Source organism: Bradyrhizobium sp. MI1.3 (assembly GCF_055811695.1).
In genome coordinates, this window is sequence record NZ_JBVVPQ010000086.1 from 8,700 (window position 1) to 26,483 (window position 17,784).

Below are 17,784 nucleotides of genomic sequence, written 5' to 3' on the forward strand. Positions count from 1 at the left end.
CGCCCCCCCCCCCCCCCTCCCCACCCCCCCCCCGCCCCCCCGCCCCCCCCGGGCGCCCCCCCCCCCCCCCCCCCGCTACTGGGAATCAAGAAGGGCGGCCTGCGAAAGCAGCCGCCCTTTTTATTGCGTCGCGTGTCGCCGCTGGAAATTCTATCCGCAAGGCCTGACGGATCGCTGCCGGAGCAGCTATGTTTGCTCCAGCGCCGCGGCATTGGCGTGAGCTTTTGACGCCGAAGCATCCCGCCCCTGACTCATGCATGACATCAGGAGTTCCAATCCGCGGCGAGCACCTCAATCAGCAACAGCGAGACAAGCCATGGTCAAACCGTTCCCGTCGAAGACGCACATCGGCAACCATATGCTGCATCCGGAAACGCTGATGCTGACCTATGGCTATGATCCGCAATTGTCGGAAGGCGCGGTCAAGCCGCCGGTGTTCCTGACCTCGACCTTTGTGTTCAAGACGGCCGAGGACGGCCAGGACTTCTTCGATTTCGTCTCCGGTCGGCGCGAGCCGCCGGAAGGGATGGGCGCGGGCCTAGTCTATTCGCGCTTCAATCACCCCAACAGCGAAATCGTCGAGGACAGGCTCGCGATCTACGAGCGCACCGAGAGCTGTGCGCTGTTCTCGTCCGGCATGGCGGCGATCGCGACCACGATTCTGGCGTTCGTCCGCCCCGGCGATGTCATTCTGCACTCCCAGCCGCTCTACGGCGGGACGGAAACCCTGCTGACGAATACGCTTGCGCGTCTGTCGATCGGCGCCGTCGGTTTTGCCGATGGCGTCGACGAAGCCGTGGTCAGTCAGGCCGCGGAGGAGGCCATGCGCAAGGGCCGCGTCTCGATGATTCTGATCGAAACTCCGGCCAACCCGACCAACGGGCTGGTCGACATCGCGATGATGCGGCGTGTCGCCGAGACCATCGGAAAGGCGCAAGGACACGTTCCGATCATTGCCTGCGACAATACGCTGCTCGGACCGGTGTTTCAGCGGCCGATCGAGCACGGCGCCGATATTTCGCTGTACTCGCTCACGAAATATGTCGGCGGTCATTCAGATCTGATCGCGGGCGCCGCGCTCGGCGCGAAGGCGGTGGTGAAGGGCATCAAGGCGCTGCGGGGCGCCATCGGCACCCAGCTCGATCCGCATTCCTGCTGGATGATCAACCGGTCGCTCGAGACGCTGAGCCTGCGCATGGAAAAGGCCGACGCGAATGCGCGCCTCGTGGCGGACTATCTGCGCGATCATCCCAAAGTGGCCAAGGTGCACTATCTCGGTCATCACGACGCGGCGTCGCCGGACGGACTTGTGTTTGCGCGGCAATGCACAGGGGCGGGATCCACGTTCTCGTTCGACATCGTCGGCGGCAAGGCCGCGGCCATGAAATTCCTCAACGCGCTGCAGATTCTCAAGCTGGCGGTGAGCCTTGGTGGAACGGAGTCGCTTGCGAGCCTGCCTGCCACCATGACCCATTCCGGCGTTCCCGCCGACATCCGCCGCAAGATCGGCGTGCTCGATTCCACGATCCGGCTGTCGATCGGCATCGAACACCCGTCGGATTTGATCGCCGACCTCGCGCAGGCGCTGAACGCGGCCGAACCTGACGTGTGACGCCTGCGCCGGCGCTACGGGAATCGAAAAGGGCGACTGCGATGGCAGCCGCCCTTTTCTGTGCAAAAGTTTACTTCGTCACCTGACCGCGGATCTCGCCGCCCGGATTGGCCGCGGTGTGGATGTTGACGTAGAGCTTGCCGCCGAGCAGATCGGCGGCCTGCGCGTCGGTCAGTGTCGCCGAGCCCTCGGCCGGGCTGGTGGCAGCGCCTGGGATCGGGATCGCGACGCCGGCGTTCTTGCCGGGCTCGGCAGGTCCGTGGAAATGCGCCGCGGTGGCGGGGCCAGACAGGCCGGAATAGGTGACCTTCCAGGACAGCTTCTTGCTGGCGGCGTCGTAATCCAGATCGGCCGTTCCGGTGCCGCTGCTGGTCGTTGCGGGGACTTCGGACTTGGCGTCGAGCGTTGCTTTCAGCTTTTCCGCGCTGGCCGAACCCGCAAAAGCAACGGCGCCAAGCACTGACATGGCGATGACGATCTTGTTCATGGTTTTTCTCCCTGCTGAACCCGTTTGGGCTGCCAAACTTCCAACAGCCGGCATTTCAGTTTATTCCCGTTTCTGGCGGCGGGGGGCTAAATTCTTCGTGGCTGGAGCGGCGAAGACATCGATCATAAGCTTCGCCGCGACCAGGAAAGGACCGTATGTTGCGACGAACAATCTCGGTGGCGCTGCTTGCCGCACTCGCTGCAGCGGGCGTCTATTGGTGGCTCAGCGCGCCGGTGGTGGCGGCCGCCGGCACCGCGCCTGCCCGCGTCCCTGATCTTGCCAATGGCGAGGTGATGTTCAACGCCGGCGGCTGCGCCTCATGCCATGCCGTCCCCGACCAGCCGGATCGAACCAGGCTCGGTGGCGGCGTCGCGATCAAGTCGCCGTTCGGAACGTTCTACGCGCCGAATATCTCGTCCGATCCGATGGACGGCATCGGCAAATGGAGCGAGGCCGAATTCGTCAACGCGGTGATGCACGGGGTCGCGCCGGACGGGCGGCATTATTTTCCGGCCTTTCCCTACACGTCCTATCAGCACGCCAGGCGCGAGGACGTGCTCGATCTCTTTGCCTATCTGAAAACGCTGCCGGCCGTGGCAGGCAGGGTGCGCGACCACGACGTGCGCTTTCCGTTCAATATCCGGCGCAACGTCGGCATCTGGAAATTCTTATTTCTGGACGGCAAGCCCTTCGTCGCCGACAGCGCGAAGTCGCCGCAGTGGAATCGCGGCGCCTATCTCGTCAACAGTTTTGGCCATTGCGCGGAATGCCACAGCCCGCGCAACGCGCTTGGCGGCATCATCGCCGGACAACGCTTCGCCGGCGGTCCCAATCCGGAAGGCGAGGGATGGGTCCCCAACATCACCCAGAAGGGCATTGGCGAGTGGAGCGCGAAGGATATTGCCTATTTCCTGAAGACCGGCGAATTGCCCGACGGCGACAGCGTCGGCGGCGCGATGACGCGGGTGATCAAGAACACCTCGCAATTGCCGGACGACGATCTCGCGGCGATGGCGGATTATCTCAAATCGCTGCCGCCGGTGGACGGTCCGCCGCGTCCCAAGCGCAAGGAGGGCGGCGCCTGATCAGGCCCGCCCTTTTCCGGACGGTCAACTCGCGCCAAAGGCCTTGAAGGTGATGATGGTGAGGGTGTCCTGGATGCCGGGCAACACCTGCACCTTCTCGTTGACGAAGTGGCCGATATCGGTGTCGTTGTCGACGTAGAACTTCACCAGCAGGTCGTATTGACCGGCCGTGGAATAGATCTCGGAGGCGATCTCGGCTTCGGCAAGCGCATTGGCGACCACATAGGATTGGCCGAGCTTGCATTTGATCTGGACGAAAAAGGGAACCATCGCGGTCACTCCGAAAGCATATCTGACGGCTAATAGGCCAAACCCCGCCGGATTTAGCAAGCGAACTTGCTGGGCTGCGGGAGGCGCGCTAGGACGGTCCATGGCTTCGAAAACGCGGAATATCGCCCCATGACGACGCCCGTCGCACTGACCATTGCCGGCTCCGATTCGAGCGGCGGCGCCGGCATCCAGGCCGACCTGAAGACCTTTGCCGCGCTCGGCGTTTTTGGCGCCTCCGCCATCACGGCGCTGACGGCGCAGAACACCCGCGGCGTCACCGGCATTCATGCGGTGCCCGCCGAATTCGTCACCGCACAGATCGACGCGGTGTTTTCCGATCTCGAGGTCTGCGCGGTCAAAATCGGCATGGTGGCGCAAGCCGCCAGCATCGATGCGATTGCGGCCGCGCTGTCGCGCTGGGCGCCCCGGCATATCGTGCTCGATCCCGTGATGGTGGCGACATCGGGTGATCGCCTGCTCGCCTCCGATGCCGTCGACGCCCTGCGCATCAAACTGATGCCGCTGGCCTCGGTGATCACACCCAATCTGCCCGAGGCCGCGGCTCTGCTCGACGAACCGGTTGCGGCCAGCGAGGCCGAGATCGAGAGCCAGGGGCGCCGTTTGCTGGCACTGGGCTGTCGTGCAGTCCTGATCAAGGGCGGGCACGGCGAGGGCGCCGAGAGCATCGACTATCTCGTCGATGCCAGCACCACGATCGCGCTCGCCGCGCCGCGCGTTGCCACTCGCAACACCCATGGCACCGGCTGCTCGCTGTCCTCGGCGGTCGCCGCCGGGCTCGCCAGGGGCGAGGATCTCGAGCACGCCGTGCGCAACGCCAAGACCTGGATCAGCGCGGCGATCGCGGCCGCCGACCGCTTCAGCGTCGGCCACGGCCACGGCCCGATCCATCATTTCCACAAATTTTACTGACGCCGCTCGCGAGCGCGCCGCAGTTCCGGGTTCTTGCGGAGGGCGCTGAGGCGCCATGTCGCCTGATTGTCGCATGCGACTGATATTCGCGGGGTGGGCGAGGCAAGCGCGATTCGTATCCGAAGGTGCCTCAAAGGTTCAATTGGTCATCCCCCTGTCACGGGACATTGTTACAGGCTGGCGCATGGGAAGTTACGATGTGAGTGACGAGAGCCCGGAGCGGCGCTTTCGCACGTTGTTCATCTCCGACGTTCATCTCGGAGCCCGCGGTTCTCAAGCCGACCTTCTGCTCGACTTCCTGCGTTTCCATGATGCCGACACGATCTATCTCGTCGGCGACATCGTCGACGGCTGGGCGCTGAAATCGAGCTGGCATTGGCCGCAATCGCATAACGACCTGGTCCAGAAGCTTTTGCGCAAGGCGCGCAAGGGCGCCAAGGTGATCTACATCCCCGGCAATCACGACGAGTTCCTGCGCAACTATTACGGCACGCATTTCGGCGGCATCGACGTGGTCGAGAACACCGTCCACACCGGTGCGGACGGCAAGCGCTATCTCGTCATCCACGGCGACATCTTCGACCTCGTGGTGCAGAACGCACGCTGGCTCGCCCATCTCGGCGACAAGGCCTACGACTTCGCGATCCAGCTCAATCGCTTTGTCAACTTCTTCCGGCGCATGTTCAAGGTGCCCTATTGGTCGCTGTCGCAATGGGCGAAGCAGAAAGTCAAGAACGCCGTCAACTATATCGGCGCGTTCGAGCAGGCGCTCGCCGCCGAGGCGCGGCGCCACGATGCCGACGGCGTGATCTGCGGCCACATCCATTACGCGGTGATCCGCGACGAGGGCGGTATCCGCTACATGAACTGCGGTGACTGGGTCGAGAGCTGCACGGCGCTGGTCGAGCACGACGACGGCCATTTCGAGATCATCACCTGGGCGGACCAGGCCGAGAAGCCGGCACAGGTCCCGCAGGTTGCAGCCAGAGCTGCATGACAAGGGCAGCCTGATGCGCATCCTGGTCGCGACCGACGCCTGGCACCCGCAAGTCAACGGTGTGGTTCGGACGCTGACCAAGCTTGCCGACGCCGCCAAAAGTCTCGACGTCGAATTCTCGTTCCTGACGCCGCAATCGTTCCGCACCTTTGCGATGCCGAGCTATCGTGACGTGCGGCTGGCCATGCCGCGCCCGGGCAGAATCGCGAAGCTGATCGAAGAGGCGCATCCGGACAGCATCCACATCGCGACCGAGGGGCCGATCGGCCTGATGGTCCGCCGCTATTGCCGCCAGCGCAAGCTACCCTTCACGACCAGCTTCCACACCCGCTTTCCCGAATATGTCCGCGCCCGCGTGCCGGTGCCGGGCTCGCTGATCTGGCGGGCGCTGCGCCGATTCCACAGCCCCAGCCGCGCCGTGATGGCGGCAACGCCGGCGCTTGCCTGCGAGCTGACCGAGCGCGGCTTCGACAACGTCGTGCTGTGGCCGCGCGGCGTCGACACCCATTTGTTCCATCCCCGCGCGATTGATCTGTGCCTGCCGGCACCGGTGTTCCTCTCGGTCGGCAGGGTGGCGGTGGAGAAGAATCTCGAGGCGTTCCTCGATCTCGACCTGCCCGGCACCAAGGTAATCGTCGGCGATGGTCCGGCGCGTGTCGCGCTGGAAGAGGCCTATCCGGACGCGATCTTTCTCGGCGAAAAGCACGGCGAGGAGCTGGCGGACATCTACGCGGCCGCCGATGTCTTCGTGTTTCCGAGCAAGACCGACACGTTCGGCCTGGTCCTGCTCGAAGCGCTGGCGAGCGGCCTGCCGGTTGCGGCGTTTCCGGTGAAGGGGCCCCGCGACGTGATCGGCGATGCGCCGGTCGGCGCGCTCGATCACGATCTGCGCAGCGCCTGCTTTGCCGCGCTGGACATCTCCCGGCAGGACTGCGTCGAATTCGCCGCCAACTACACCTGGGAGGCCTCGGCCCGGGCTTTTATCGACAGCATTTTGGCGGTCGGCGCGGTGCTGCCGGGCCGGAACGGGGCAGAACCGGCGCGATTCGTCGCCTGAGGCCCCAGAATGCTCGCGCGGAGATGCCTTGCCCGCGCCTCATCCGCCGCGATAACATCGGGCATGACAGAACAGCTCCTCCCGATCGGCCCTGCCGATATCGATGCCGCAGCCCGCGTGATCGCACCCTTCGCCGTCCGCACCCCGCTGTTGTCCTTTCCCGTGCTCAACGAACGCGTCGGCGCAAAGGTCTATCTCAAGCCGGAGATGCTCCAGCGCACCGGCTCGTTCAAGTTCCGCGGTGCCTTCAACAAGGTCGCCTCGATCCCGCAGGACAAGCGCGCCGGCGGCGTGGTCGCGTTCTCCTCTGGAAACCATGCCCAGGGCGTGGCGGCGGCGGCCAAGATCCTCGACATGCAGGCGACCATCGTGATGCCCGCGGATGCGCCGTTGTCGAAGCGCGAGCGCACCAAATCCTACGGTGCCGAGGTCGTGCTGTACGAGCGCGACCGCGACGACCGCGAGGCGATCTCGCGCGGCATCGCCGAGAAGCGCGGTGCGACGCTGGTCAGGCCCTATGACGATCCCTTCGTGATCGCCGGCCAAGGCACCGCCGGCCGCGAGATTGCCGAGGACATGGCGGCGCTCGGCCTCGCGCCTGACATCGTGGTGGCGCCGGCCTCCGGCGGCGGCCTCATCGCGGGCGTCGCGACGGCCGTGAAGGCGCGCTATCCGCTGGCGCAAATCGTCGTCGCCGAACCCGAGGCTTTCGACGATCACGGCCTGTCCCTGACCGCAGGTCATCGCGAGCCGCACGGGCCGGCAGGCCGCACCATCTGCGATGCGCTGATGGCCCTGATCCCCGGCGAGATGACGTTCGCGATCAACAGCAAGCTGCTCGCGCGCGGCGTGACCGCGTCGGACAAGGAAGTCGGCGCGGCCGTCGCGTTTGCCTATCGCGAGCTGAAGCTCGTGGTCGAACCGGGCGGAGCGGTCGGCCTGGCCGCGCTGCTTGCGGGGCGACTTGATGTTGCCGGCAAGAATGTCGTCATCGTGCTCTCTGGCGGCAATGTCGACGCTGATTTGTTTGCGGAGCTGGTGGCCTGATACTCTAAATCTTCTGACATGAAGAAGGGCAGAGCGTCACCGCTCTGCCCTTTGTCGTGTGTGGCCGACCGCGATCAGTGCATGAAGCCGCGGTGGTTGTTGCCGCCGTTGCCACCCTGGCTCTGGTTCATCGACTGCCGAAAGTTGTTGCCGCCATTGTTGACCATGCGATTGGTCTCGTTGAACTGCGGGTGGTTGTTGTTCTGCACCTGCACCTTGTTCACGGGGTTGTCGCTGATCTTGGCGCCGTTGTTGATGCGGATCGGGTTGTTCTGCGTCTGAACGTTGACGGGCTTCGTGTCGATGGTCGTGCCGCCCTTGCCGACATTCACCGGCATGCTCACGATCTTGCCTGGATTGCCACTGATTGTGCCGTTGCCAGTACCGTTCGGCGTCTTGTTGGTCGCAGGCAGCGTCACGATCTTGCCGATGCCGCCATTGTTGTTGGTGGTGTTGGTCGGCGCGGGCAGGGTCACGATCTTGCCCGGGGTCTGCGACGGCGTGCCGTTCGGCTGGTTGTTGCCCGCCGGCAGGTTGACGATCTGGCCGCCATTGCCGAGCTTGCCGATGCCATTGTTGTCGCCCGACTTCTGCACGATCGGCAAATTGCCGTTCGCTTGCGCACCGCCATTACCCTGCTGCAGCGGCATGTATTTGGGCTGGCCGAGATTGCCAATCTTGAAGGTCGGGGCGATATTCTGCGGCGCCAGGAACTTGGTCGCCTGCATCAGGGGTATCTGCTTCGGCTGCATCTGGAGCTTCAGCGCGACCTGCGCATAGGGCGTGTTGCCGTAGCTGTCATAGAAGTTCTTGTAGCCGAGCGGCGAGTTCGCGAGCACCGCCTTGTGCCAGGCCTGCGTGAGCAGCAGGTTGTTGAGCAGCCAGCGGACGTGGTCGCACAGCGGGTCGTGCGGATACATCGTGATGAACTCCTGATAGTACTCGGGCCGAGCTTCCGACACGACGTAGTCATAGGCCTGGCGGGTCGAGCGGCTCGGCAGGTTGGAGGCCATCTGCACGACAGGCGCATTCACCGGCGCGCGGTTGGCGGCGACAGCGGTGTCGCCGAAGAAGGTGAAGTCGGACGTCAGCGACGAGCTCTCCCACGGGATCTGCGCGCCACTGGTGGTCTGGTTCACTTCGAGGCGCACGCGCTTGAACAGTTGCTCGATCGGCACGTTGGGCTCGCGCGCGACGTTCAGGAAGGCCTGCGTGTAGGGGCTGTGACCGCCGGTGCCGTCCTGCGCTTCCGCGCCCGGCGCGGTCGAGTAACCGACGATCGAACCGTTCGGCGCATCGACGATCGCCAAGCCGCGGCCGGCATCGTTCACGTTCGGAAACGGGTTGTTGCGGCAGGCATCGAGGATGACGATGCGCATGCGGCTCGGGATCGTCTCCAGCGTCGACATCACGTCGACCAGACGGACGGAGTTGTTGACGAGCTCGGTCTGGCTCGAGACCTTGGCGTCGACGGGAACGAGGTAGTTCTCGCCGGCGAGCTGCACGCCGTGACCGGCGTAGTAGACCATCGCCACCGTGTTCGGACCGCGCGCCGACACTTTGGCGGAGAAATCCTGCACCACGCGAAGCATGTCGTTCTGGGTCAGGTCGGTCGCGGCGACCACTTCGAACCCGGCCGAATTCAGGAACTTCGCCATCGAGTCCGCGTCATTGTCGGGGTTGGCGAGCTGCGGCGCGTTCTGGTAGTTCGAATTGCCGATCACCAACGCGACGCGCTGTTCCGGGCCTTGCAGCGCGGTGGGGGCTGGCTCGACCAGGGCGACTTGCGCGGAAACAGGGCCGGAGGCGAAGCCGAACAGGCTTCCCAAAAGGCCTGCAGTCATCAGGAAAGATTTTAGGCGGAACATGGCGTGCTCCTTTGGCACTGATCTCGATACGAGATTGGTTGCCGGCAAGCTTGGCCGCGTTCGACTTTGAGGTCCGTGATCGCCATCACCATGGTAGGCTGCGTGATCTGAATCACGCTTGGAACCCGCCAAGGTGGGTGCACGATGGGAGGACAGTCCGTCACATGCTGAAATCGATCGATCCGATCCTCACGCCAGATCTGCTCTGGCTGCTGGCGTCCATGGGCCATGGCGACGATCTCGCTTTCGTCGATGCCAATCACCCCTCTGCGCGCATCGCGCAGAGCACGCATTCGCAGCGCCTGATCCAGTTGCCGGGCATCAGCATGCAGACCGCGATTCGCGCCATCATGTCGGTCTATCCGCTCGACGATTTCGATCCCGATCCGGTCCGCGTGATGATGCCGGTCGACGATCCCAGCCGCGTCCCCGACGTGCAGCGCACGGTGCTCGCGGAGATCGAGCGTGCCGCCGGCCGGCCCGTCACGCCCGGAAAACTCTCGCGGCCGGATTTTTATCGCGCGGCGGCGGCGAGCTTTGGCGTCGTACAGGTCGGCGACAGCAGCAGTTACGGATGCTTCCTGATCAGGAAGGGTGTGATCAGCTAGCAGCGCGCGATCGAATGATGCGGGACGGCGTCACGCGTGCTCGAATGGTCCGACCTCGCGGATCACCTTGCAGATCTGCAGGAAGCCGCTGGCGTAGAACTCGGCATGTCCCCGCTTCATCGTCTCGACATGTTCGGGGTGAGTGCGCCAGGCTTCGAGCGCTTCCTCCGAGGCAAAACGGAACACGGTGAGCTCCTCGCCGTCCTCGGCCTTGAACGACTTGACCGACACAAAGCCGGGAAGACGGCTGACGATGTCGTACATGCGCGCGCCGAGCCGGTCGTGTTCGTCGACAGAGGCGCCGTCACGCAATTGCAGATCGCCAATGACAATCACTTCGCCAATCATGTTTTTACACCTTAATCGATAGGATTCCTGCCGCTCGATCTGCTATTCGGTTTCGTGAGGGCTTTGTTACTTGGCACTCGAATTTGAATGGTCATTCCGCAAGCGGCCGTCTATCGTCGATCCATGTCACGCTTTTTATGTCTATCTATCGCTATCGTCCTATCGCTGCTGCCGGCTGTCGCGCCGGCTGCTTCAATCCAAAAGCGTCCCAAGCAAGCCTGGCATGGCTACGGCTTCCTGCCGGGCTATCGCCAGCCGCTGAGCAACAGCATTCCGCTCTATAAGCAGAAGGAAGCGATGCGGCGGATGTCGCCCAGCGACCGACGCCATTGGTACATCGATCCAGTTCCGCAATATTACGGCTGGGATGGTGAGTGGCGCTATTTCGGCCGGCCCGGCTTCGGCGGCGGCCGCTACAATGGCGGCAGTTTTGGGCCGTGCTGGACGCGGACGCCGATCGGCGCAGTGTGGAATTGCGGGTGAGGGGCTGAGTGCGCGGCAGCTAGGGGAAGCTGCGGACGACCTCGATCAGGCCGACGATTGCGGGAAGCCATCGAGGTCCTCTGCCGGAATCCAGTACTCCAGATGTGAGCGGCCGCCCGCCTCCTGCACGTCGTATCCTTCGATGAAGCTGGGCTTGACCTGGAAGCGCGTCAAGAAGCCTGAGCCGTTCGCCGGGACGTTCCAATCGCGCGCGATCTTGATGGCGTAGTCTTCCGTCAGCACCGGATAGAAGATCGGCTGGTCCGGCAGGCGCGGCGGAAACGCGCGCATGCCGGATTGCTCGATTAGCTCCAGGTCTTTCGGTCCGACGGGACGCCAGAGGGTGAGGGTGTCTACGGTGGAGGACATGCGCTGCGTCCCCTTACGAGAAGAACGCGATCTTCTCGGCTTGGGTCATGCGGCGGATTGGCGCCATGGGGTCGTTTGCGGCGGCGCGGGGCTTCTGCAGGATGCCGCTGGCGAGGATGGTGGCGCCAAGTGAGGCTTCCGAAACCGGCGACGTCATCGGCAGCGTCGTGGCCTGCGCCGCGCCGAATGTCGCGGCGGCTGCCATGACCGGCGCCGGCTGCTCCATCACTTCGGCGGCGGCTTCCGCAATGGCGTTGGTGAGGCGCGCCAGCGACTCCATCGCGATCGGCGCTTCCTCTACAGGCTCCTCCACCACCGCTGCGGCGGAGACTGGCTCGGCTGCGGCCGGCTCCGATGCGATCGGCTCCGGTCTCTCGGCTACGATGGGCGCTGCGGCCTCCGCAACCACCGGCTCGGGAACGGTCGCTTCCAACTCGACCGGTTCGATGATCTCGTCGAATTCCGGATCGGGTGCGGCCATCTCCAGCGCGATCGCGTCGAGTATGGCTTCGTCCTCGGCTTCCGCTGCGGCATCGAGCGAAAATTCGTCCGTTACCTCCGCGAAGGCCTCAGTGGCCGGCTCTTCAAAAACGATGTCTTCAGGCGCGATCCGGCTCTCGGCGACGGTCTCCGGCTCAAGCGCGGCGTCCGTCGCCTGCTCGGCAACGGAGAAGGCCTCGGCGACGATTCCGGCCGCTTCCACGGCGGCTTCGGGCTCGATCGCCTCTGCGATGTCCTGCGGCGCCTCCGTAAAAGCCACGGCTGCTTCGCTGGCCATCGCCGCGGGCGCGGCCTCCGCCAGCGGAGCTTCCGCAACGGGCGACGGTGCCTCCTGCACCGGAGCCGGCGAGGGGCGCGCGGCCTGCGGCGTTGCGTCAGTGTCGGTCTGGTCGATCCGGTCCTTGAGCAGATCGAATGCGGCCTTGAGGTCGGCGCGGGGGTCGATGGTCGAAACCTGCGCGCAGGCCGCCTCGATGGAGGCGAGCTGCGAATCAATCAGGTCGCAGATTCGCCCGTCGGCGCCGATCTCGCGCCAGCGCCAGGAGATCTCCTTGATGATGCGCAGCCCGCGCGGAATCGGCGCGAGGCTCGCCTCGATCGCCCCGGGATCGAACGCCGCGATCGCAATCGTCTCGGCTTCGCGGATCGCGTGCCGGATCGCGATCAGCGCCTCGGGCAGGCGGTCCTCGACGACGGGTTGGCGCTGTGCCGCAAGGGTTTCTTCGATTTTCGCGACCGCGTCGAGCACCATGCGGGTATCGGCATTGCGGTTGCGCTTGGCGTATTCGCCGAGGAACCAGCGGCCGCGCGCGGTCTCCATGAAGGCTTCGCGGATCGCGTCGTAATCCTGCTCGTTCGGCTCGGCCGCACGGGCAGACATAGGCGAGAGGGCGAATGCTTCGTTGGCCATGTCAATCTCGTCGCGCAAATCACCGCGCGTTACAGTAACGATCACCACGATATCAACCGAATCGCAATTGGTTTGATGGCAGGCGAATCACAAATCCCCATCGCAGCATCTCGGAAGCGGCGATTCGCCGTGAGCCTCGCGCTGTTCTATTCGGCCGTGTTCGCGGTGTCGGGAACGCATCTGCCGTTCTTTCCGGTCTGGCTGAAGGCGATCGGTATCGACGCGGCCTGGATCGGCCTCATCAACGCGCTGCCGGCGATCACGCGCTTCACCACGCTGCCGCAGATCACCGCCTTTGCCGAAAAGCGACATGCGATTCGCGCCGGCATGATGGTGTCCGTGCTGGCGACGGCGATCGGGTTCACGGCGGTCGGCTTGCAGCAGCAGCCGCTGGCGCTGTTCCTGATCTATGCGCTGACCTGCATGATGTGGACGCCGACCATGCCGCTGACCGACGCCTATGCGCTGCGTGGTGTCGTCCGCTACGGCCTCGATTACGGGCCGGTGCGGCTGTGGGGCTCGGCAGCTTTCGCGGCCGGCTCGCTCGCCTGCGGCTATCTCGTAGACCGCATCGCGGCGCGCGATCTGATCTGGATCATCGTCGCCTGGGCCGTGATTGCGGTCGCCGCCGGCATGCTGCTGCAGCCGCTGGACGATGTCAGGCGAAGGACGACAGCGGCGCACGCCGGCAAGGCGCTGCTGCGCGATGCCGGCTTCTGGGCCATCATCGTTTCGGCCGCGCTGATCCAGGGCAGTCACGTCGCGTATTATACGTTTTCGGCCATCAACTGGCAGGCCCAGGGCCTCGGCGGGCTGACGATCGCGGGGCTCTGGACGTTGGGGGTGATCGCCGAGATCGTCGTGTTCGCGCTGTCGCCGCGCTTCTCACTGCATCCGTCCTCGCTGATGGCGATCGGGGGCGCAAGCGCGGTCGTGCGCTGGGTCGTCACCGCGCACGATCCACCGCTTGCGCTGCTCGCGGTCGTGCAGCTCGGCCACGGGCTGAGCTTCGGGATGACCATCCTCGGCACCATGAGTCTGCTGGTGCAGCGCGTGCCGTCGCATCAGATCGCGCGGGGGCAGGGTTATTACGCGGCGTGCAACGGGCTGCTGGGCGCGACCACCTCGATCGCGTCAGGCGCGATCTACGCCCGCATCGGCGATAGCCTCTATTACGTGATGGCCGCGATGGCCGCTGCCGGCGCGCTTCTGATCTGGTCGGCGCGGCACCGGCTCAAAGCTCATCCCCACAGCGAGGCATCAGGCGGATAGATCAGGCTGTCGTCGTAACGAAGGCCATGATCGCGATCGTGCGCCAGCAGCAGCGGACCGTCGAGATCGACGAAGCGCGCCTGCGGCGTCACCAGCATCGCAGGCGCCATCGAGAGCGAGGTCGCGACCATGCAGCCGATCATGATTTCGAAGCCGAGCGCCTGAGCGGCATCGGCCATCGCCAGCGCCTCGGTGAGGCCACCGGTCTTGTCGAGCTTGATGTTCACGGCATCGTAGCGCTCGCGCAAGGGGGCGAGCGAAGAGCGGTCGTGCACGCTCTCGTCGGCGCAGACCACGAGCGGCCGCTTGATCCGCGCCAGTGCGTCGTCTTGGCCCGCGGGCAGCGGTTGCTCGACCAGGGTGACGCCGACAGCCTCGCAGGCCGCAAGATTGTGCTCCAGATTGGCCTCGGTCCAGGCCTCGTTGGCATCCACGATCAGCTCGGATTCGGGAGCGGCCTTGCGCACCGCGGCGATCCGCTCCCTGTCGCCGTCGCCGCCGAGCTTGATCTTGAGCAGCGGCCGGTGCGCCGCTTTGGCGGTCGCCGCCGCCATGGCCTCGGGCGTGCCCAGCGAGATCGTGTAGGCCGTGGTGCGCTCGCCCGGCGACGGGCGGTCGAGCAGGCTCCAGGCCCGCAAGCCCGCCGCCTTGGCTTCCAGATCGATCAGGGCACAATCCAGGGCGTTGCGGGCCGCCCCGGGCGGCATGGCGGCCTGCAGGGCCTGGCGGGTGAGGCCGCCGGCCACGACCTCCCGCATGGCCTGGATGGCGGCAAGGGTCGCCTCGGCCGTCTCGCCATAGCGGGAATAGGGCACGCATTCGCCGCGGCCGGTCAGGCCGTCCCGGCGGACCTCGGCCACGACCGTCACGGCCTCAGTCTTGGCGCCCCGGCTGATGGTGAAACTGCCCGCGATGGGAAAGCGCTCGATTCGCGCGGCGAGGGCAGGAACTTTGCTGGAAGTCATTTTGAACTCTGGCGAAATCTGAACCTGCTGGTTACCTGTGGCAACTAAGGTTAACCAGTTGGGGATACCTTCTCCGGGTAAGGGCGCGTGCGCAACCATCTGATTTCAACCGTTTCTCGCGCTCCGGCACGGGAGCGGCCATCTTGAACAGCGATCCGAAGCTGGAACGGATTGCAAAGGGCAATGCGCTGGCACTCTGCGCCACGGGGACCTGGACCGCGAGCTTCGCGCCGGTCCTGGAGCGGATGGTGGCTGACGCCGAGAAGCTCGCCGGCACCTCGCAAAGCATCTTCATCGACGTCTCCGAGGTCGCCAAGCTCGACACCTTTGGCGCCTGGCTGATCGAGCGGCTGCGCCGCAGCCTGACGCAGGGCGCCGTCGAGGCGCAGATCGCCGGCCTCTCCGCCAATTATTCGAGCCTCGTGGACGAGGTGCGGCGGGTCAGGGCGACGCCCGTCGTCGACACCAGCACGATCACCATCACCGGCATGCTGGAGCAGATCGGCCGGACCGCGGCCGGTGTTGCCGGCACGGTGGCAGGCCTGATCGACATGCTCGGCGCGGTGCTCGCGGCGGTCGCGCGCACCCTGATTCACCCGCGCTCGTTCCGCCTGACCTCGACCGTGCACCATCTCGAGCAGGTCTGCTGGCGCGCGGTGCCGATCGTGGTGCTGATCACCTTCCTGATCGGCTGCATCATCGCCCAGCAGGGCATCTTCCACTTCCGCAGGTTCGGCGCCGACATCTTCGTCGTCGACATGCTCGGCGTGCTGGTCTTGCGCGAGATCGGCGTGCTGCTGGTCGCGATCATGGTCGCCGGCCGCTCGGGCAGCGCCTACACGGCCGAGCTCGGCTCGATGAAGATGCGCGAAGAGATCGACGCGCTGCGCACCATGGGCTTCGATCCGATCGAGGTGCTGGTGCTGCCGCGCATGCTGGCGCTGGTGCTGGCGCTGCCGATCCTGGCCTTCCTCGGCGCGATGGCCGCGCTCTATGGCGGCGGTCTCGTCGCCTGGCTCTATGGCGGCGTCGATCCCGAAGCCTTCCTGCTGCGCCTGCGCGACGCCATCTCGATCGACCATTTCATCGTCGGCATCGTCAAGGCGCCGGTGATGGCCGCGGTGATCGGCATCGTCGCCTGCGTCGAGGGTCTCGCCGTGCAGGGCAGCGCGGAATCGCTCGGACAACACACGACGGCGTCGGTGGTGAAGGGCATCTTCTTCGTCATCGTCATGGATGGCGTGTTCGCCATCTTCTTCGCCTCGATCGGGATGTGACGATGGCAGGCGAGATCCAGAACCCCATCATCCGCGTCCGCGACATCACCGTGCAGTTCGGCGCGACGCGCGTGCTCGACGGGCTCGACCTCGATGTCAAGCGCGGCGAGATTCTTGGCTTCGTCGGTCCTTCCGGCGCGGGCAAGTCCGTGCTGACACGCACCATCATCGGCCTCGTGCCCAAGGTCGCAGGCAGCATCGAGGTGTTCGGCGTCGATCTGGATGCCTCCAATACGTCGCAGCGTCGCAACGTGGAGCGGCGCTGGGGCGTGCTGTTTCAGCAGGGCGCGCTGTTCTCCTCGCTCACGGTGCGGCAGAACATCCAGTTTCCGATGCGCGAATATCTGCGGGTGTCGCAGCGGCTGATGGACGAGATCACCATCGCCAAGCTCACCATGGTGGGTCTCAAGCCCGAAGTGGCCGATCGCTTTCCCTCGGAACTATCGGGCGGCATGGTCAAGCGCGTGGCGCTCGCCCGCGCGCTGTCGCTCGATCCGGACCTCGTGTTCCTGGACGAGCCGACCTCGGGCCTCGACCCGATCGGCGCCGGCGACTTCGACGAGCTGGTCAGGACCCTGCAGCGGACTTTGGGGCTGACCGTTTTCATGGTAACCCACGACCTCGATAGCCTTTACACAGCATGTGACCGCATCGCCGTTTTAGGCAACGGTAAGATCATTGCGGCAGGGTCGATCGCCGACATGCAGGCCTCGCAGCATCCCTGGCTGAGACAATATTTCCATGGCAAGCGCGCTCGTGCGGTGATGGGCTGAGGTGCCGGAGTAGCTGATGGAAACGCGCGCAAATTACGTGCTGATCGGATCGTTCACGCTGGCGGTGATCGCCGCCGCGATCGGCTTCGTGCTGTGGTTTCAGTCGTTGCATACCACCAAGCAGCGCAGCCCCTTGCGCGTCGTGTTCGAGGGCCCGGCCGCGGGCCTGCGCAACGGTGGCAGCGTCAATTTTAACGGTATCCGGGTGGGCGAGGTGGTCTCGGTGAAGCTCGACAACCCGCGGCGGGTTGTCGCACTCGCCATGGTCGAGAACAACGCCCCGATCCGCAAGGACACCCTGGTCGGCCTCGAATTCCAGGGCCTGACCGGCGTCGCCGCGATCTCGCTCAAGGGCGGCGAGGAGGCAGCGCCCGCGCCGCCGCTCGACGAGGACGGCATCCCCACGCTGACGGCCGATCCCAACAAGCTCCAGGACGTCACCGAGGCGATCCGCGGCACGCTGCAGAACATCAACAAGATCGTCGCCGACAATCAGGAATCGGTGAAGAACTCGCTGAAGAATCTCGAGACCTTCACCAACTCGCTCGCCCGCAACTCGGAGAAGATCGACGGCGTGATGGCCAAGGTCGACGGCGTCATGCTCAAGGCCGACAGCCTCATGCTCGGCCTCAACACGCTCGCCGGCGGCAAGGACGGCGGCGAGCTGTTTCTGGCGGTGAAGTCGATCCGCGAACTGGCGGACGATTTCGACAAGCGCTCCGGCGCCCTGATGACCGACGGTCGCCGCACGCTCGGCGACATCAGCCGCGCGGTCAACAATTTCGACCGCAACCCGACCCGCGTCCTGTTCGGCGCCAGCAACAGCGCGGCGCCGGGGGCGGGGGGGCCCCCCCCCCCGCCCCCGCGGGGGGGGGGGGCGGCCCCCCGGGGGCGGCCCGCCAGACCCCGGTAGGTGCTGGGGCAG

The 17,784-nt window shown here is 65.2% G+C and carries 18 protein-coding genes and 1 pseudogene; 12 read left to right on the forward strand and 7 right to left on the reverse strand.

The features are described from left to right. The first annotated feature begins 316 nt into the window (after positions 1 to 316). Positions 317 to 1,612 (forward strand): cystathionine gamma-synthase family protein, encoded by a 1,296-nt coding sequence (locus AC0L3A_RS35240; RefSeq protein WP_354128002.1) that lies wholly within the window; start codon positions 317 to 319, stop codon positions 1,610 to 1,612. Positions 1,613 to 1,682: 70 nt separating this feature from the next. On the opposite strand, the gene AC0L3A_RS35245 is transcribed toward AC0L3A_RS35240, so the two are convergent. After that, complete coding sequence (locus AC0L3A_RS35245) at positions 1,683 to 2,099, reverse strand: CHRD domain-containing protein (RefSeq protein WP_007602019.1); 417 nt, start codon at positions 2,097 to 2,099, stop codon at positions 1,683 to 1,685. 155 nt (positions 2,100 to 2,254) lie between these two features. Between AC0L3A_RS35245 and AC0L3A_RS35250 the strand changes: the two genes are divergently transcribed. Then, positions 2,255 to 3,184 carry a c-type cytochrome gene (locus AC0L3A_RS35250; protein WP_354128003.1) on the forward strand — a complete coding sequence of 310 codons (930 nt, stop codon included), beginning with the start codon at positions 2,255 to 2,257 and terminating at the stop codon, positions 3,182 to 3,184. A gap of 24 nt (positions 3,185 to 3,208) precedes the next feature. Here the strand turns inward: AC0L3A_RS35250 and AC0L3A_RS35255 are convergent, their stop codons facing one another. Next, on the reverse strand, positions 3,209 to 3,454 hold the full coding sequence (locus tag AC0L3A_RS35255) for an Lrp/AsnC ligand binding domain-containing protein (protein ID WP_007602021.1): 246 nt from the start codon (positions 3,452 to 3,454) through the stop codon (positions 3,209 to 3,211). 129 nt (positions 3,455 to 3,583) lie between these two features. Here AC0L3A_RS35255 and thiD point away from each other — a divergent pair, with 129 nt between their 5' ends. From thiD to AC0L3A_RS35275, 4 genes are all read left to right on the forward strand, one after another. Continuing rightward, on the forward strand, positions 3,584 to 4,384 hold the full coding sequence (gene thiD, locus AC0L3A_RS35260) for a bifunctional hydroxymethylpyrimidine kinase/phosphomethylpyrimidine kinase (RefSeq protein ID WP_473256096.1): 801 nt from the start codon (positions 3,584 to 3,586) through the stop codon (positions 4,382 to 4,384). A gap of 184 nt (positions 4,385 to 4,568) precedes the next feature. Beyond that, on the forward strand, positions 4,569 to 5,381 hold the full coding sequence (locus tag AC0L3A_RS35265) for a UDP-2,3-diacylglucosamine diphosphatase (RefSeq protein WP_007602023.1): 813 nt from the start codon (positions 4,569 to 4,571) through the stop codon (positions 5,379 to 5,381). Positions 5,382 to 5,394: 13 nt separating this feature from the next. After that, positions 5,395 to 6,438, forward strand: a complete 1,044-nt coding sequence (locus tag AC0L3A_RS35270) for a glycosyltransferase family 4 protein (protein WP_007602024.1) — start codon at positions 5,395 to 5,397, stop codon at positions 6,436 to 6,438. A 63-nt stretch (positions 6,439 to 6,501) separates the two neighbouring features. Then, positions 6,502 to 7,485, forward strand: a complete 984-nt coding sequence (locus AC0L3A_RS35275) for a threonine/serine dehydratase (protein WP_473256097.1) — start codon at positions 6,502 to 6,504, stop codon at positions 7,483 to 7,485. 74 nt (positions 7,486 to 7,559) lie between these two features. Here the strand turns inward: AC0L3A_RS35275 and AC0L3A_RS35280 are convergent, their stop codons facing one another. Continuing rightward, a complete protein-coding gene (locus AC0L3A_RS35280; RefSeq protein ID WP_473256098.1) occupies positions 7,560 to 9,353 on the reverse strand; it encodes a caspase family protein in 1,794 nt (597 codons plus the stop codon). A gap of 164 nt (positions 9,354 to 9,517) precedes the next feature. On the opposite strand from AC0L3A_RS35280, the gene AC0L3A_RS35285 reads away from it, so the two are divergent. Beyond that, the gene (locus AC0L3A_RS35285) at positions 9,518 to 9,961 is read left to right on the forward strand and encodes an RbsD/FucU family protein (RefSeq protein WP_354171264.1); all 444 of its coding nucleotides are present in this window, start codon (positions 9,518 to 9,520) and stop codon (positions 9,959 to 9,961) included. Positions 9,962 to 9,991: 30 nt separating this feature from the next. Here AC0L3A_RS35285 and AC0L3A_RS35290 read toward each other — a convergent pair whose 3' ends face one another. Next, entirely contained in the window at positions 9,992 to 10,309 is a 318-nt protein-coding gene (locus AC0L3A_RS35290) for an antibiotic biosynthesis monooxygenase family protein (protein WP_219682822.1), read from the reverse strand. 87 nt (positions 10,310 to 10,396) lie between these two features. Between AC0L3A_RS35290 and AC0L3A_RS35295 the strand changes: the two genes are divergently transcribed. Beyond that, positions 10,397 to 10,792 (forward strand): hypothetical protein, encoded by a 396-nt coding sequence (locus tag AC0L3A_RS35295; RefSeq protein ID WP_246648979.1) that lies wholly within the window; start codon positions 10,397 to 10,399, stop codon positions 10,790 to 10,792. 19 nt (positions 10,793 to 10,811) lie between these two features. Here the strand turns inward: AC0L3A_RS35295 and AC0L3A_RS35300 are convergent. Together AC0L3A_RS35300 and AC0L3A_RS35305 are read right to left on the reverse strand one after the other, a co-directional pair. After that, positions 10,812 to 11,161 (reverse strand): annotated as a pseudogene (locus tag AC0L3A_RS35300) (ADP-ribosylation/crystallin J1). 13 nt (positions 11,162 to 11,174) lie between these two features. Beyond that, positions 11,175 to 12,572 (reverse strand): hypothetical protein, encoded by a 1,398-nt coding sequence (locus AC0L3A_RS35305; RefSeq protein ID WP_473256099.1) that lies wholly within the window; start codon positions 12,570 to 12,572, stop codon positions 11,175 to 11,177. 75 nt (positions 12,573 to 12,647) lie between these two features. On the opposite strand from AC0L3A_RS35305, the gene AC0L3A_RS35310 reads away from it, so the two are divergent. Continuing rightward, positions 12,648 to 13,844 (forward strand): MFS transporter, encoded by a 1,197-nt coding sequence (locus AC0L3A_RS35310; RefSeq protein WP_473256100.1) that lies wholly within the window; start codon positions 12,648 to 12,650, stop codon positions 13,842 to 13,844. On the opposite strand, the gene dgcA is transcribed toward AC0L3A_RS35310, so the two are convergent. Next, the gene (gene dgcA, locus AC0L3A_RS35315; protein ID WP_473256101.1) at positions 13,814 to 14,809 is read right to left on the reverse strand and encodes an N-acetyl-D-Glu racemase DgcA; all 996 of its coding nucleotides are present in this window, start codon (positions 14,807 to 14,809) and stop codon (positions 13,814 to 13,816) included. The two genes, AC0L3A_RS35310 and dgcA, sit on opposite strands and share 31 nt — an antisense overlap. Positions 14,810 to 14,952: 143 nt before the next feature. On the opposite strand from dgcA, the gene AC0L3A_RS35320 reads away from it, so the two are divergent. From AC0L3A_RS35320 to AC0L3A_RS35330, 3 genes are read left to right on the forward strand one after another with little or no spacing between them, the layout of a single operon-like run. After that, entirely contained in the window at positions 14,953 to 16,086 is a 1,134-nt protein-coding gene (locus AC0L3A_RS35320) for an MlaE family ABC transporter permease (RefSeq protein ID WP_473256102.1), read from the forward strand. 2 nt (positions 16,087 to 16,088) lie between these two features. Next, positions 16,089 to 16,859, forward strand: coding sequence for an ABC transporter ATP-binding protein (locus AC0L3A_RS35325; protein ID WP_007602036.1), 771 nt, complete (start codon positions 16,089 to 16,091; stop codon positions 16,857 to 16,859). A 16-nt stretch (positions 16,860 to 16,875) separates the two neighbouring features. Further along, on the forward strand, positions 16,876 to 17,772 hold the full coding sequence (locus tag AC0L3A_RS35330) for an MlaD family protein (RefSeq protein WP_473256103.1): 897 nt from the start codon (positions 16,876 to 16,878) through the stop codon (positions 17,770 to 17,772). The last annotated feature ends 12 nt before the right edge of the window (positions 17,773 to 17,784 follow it).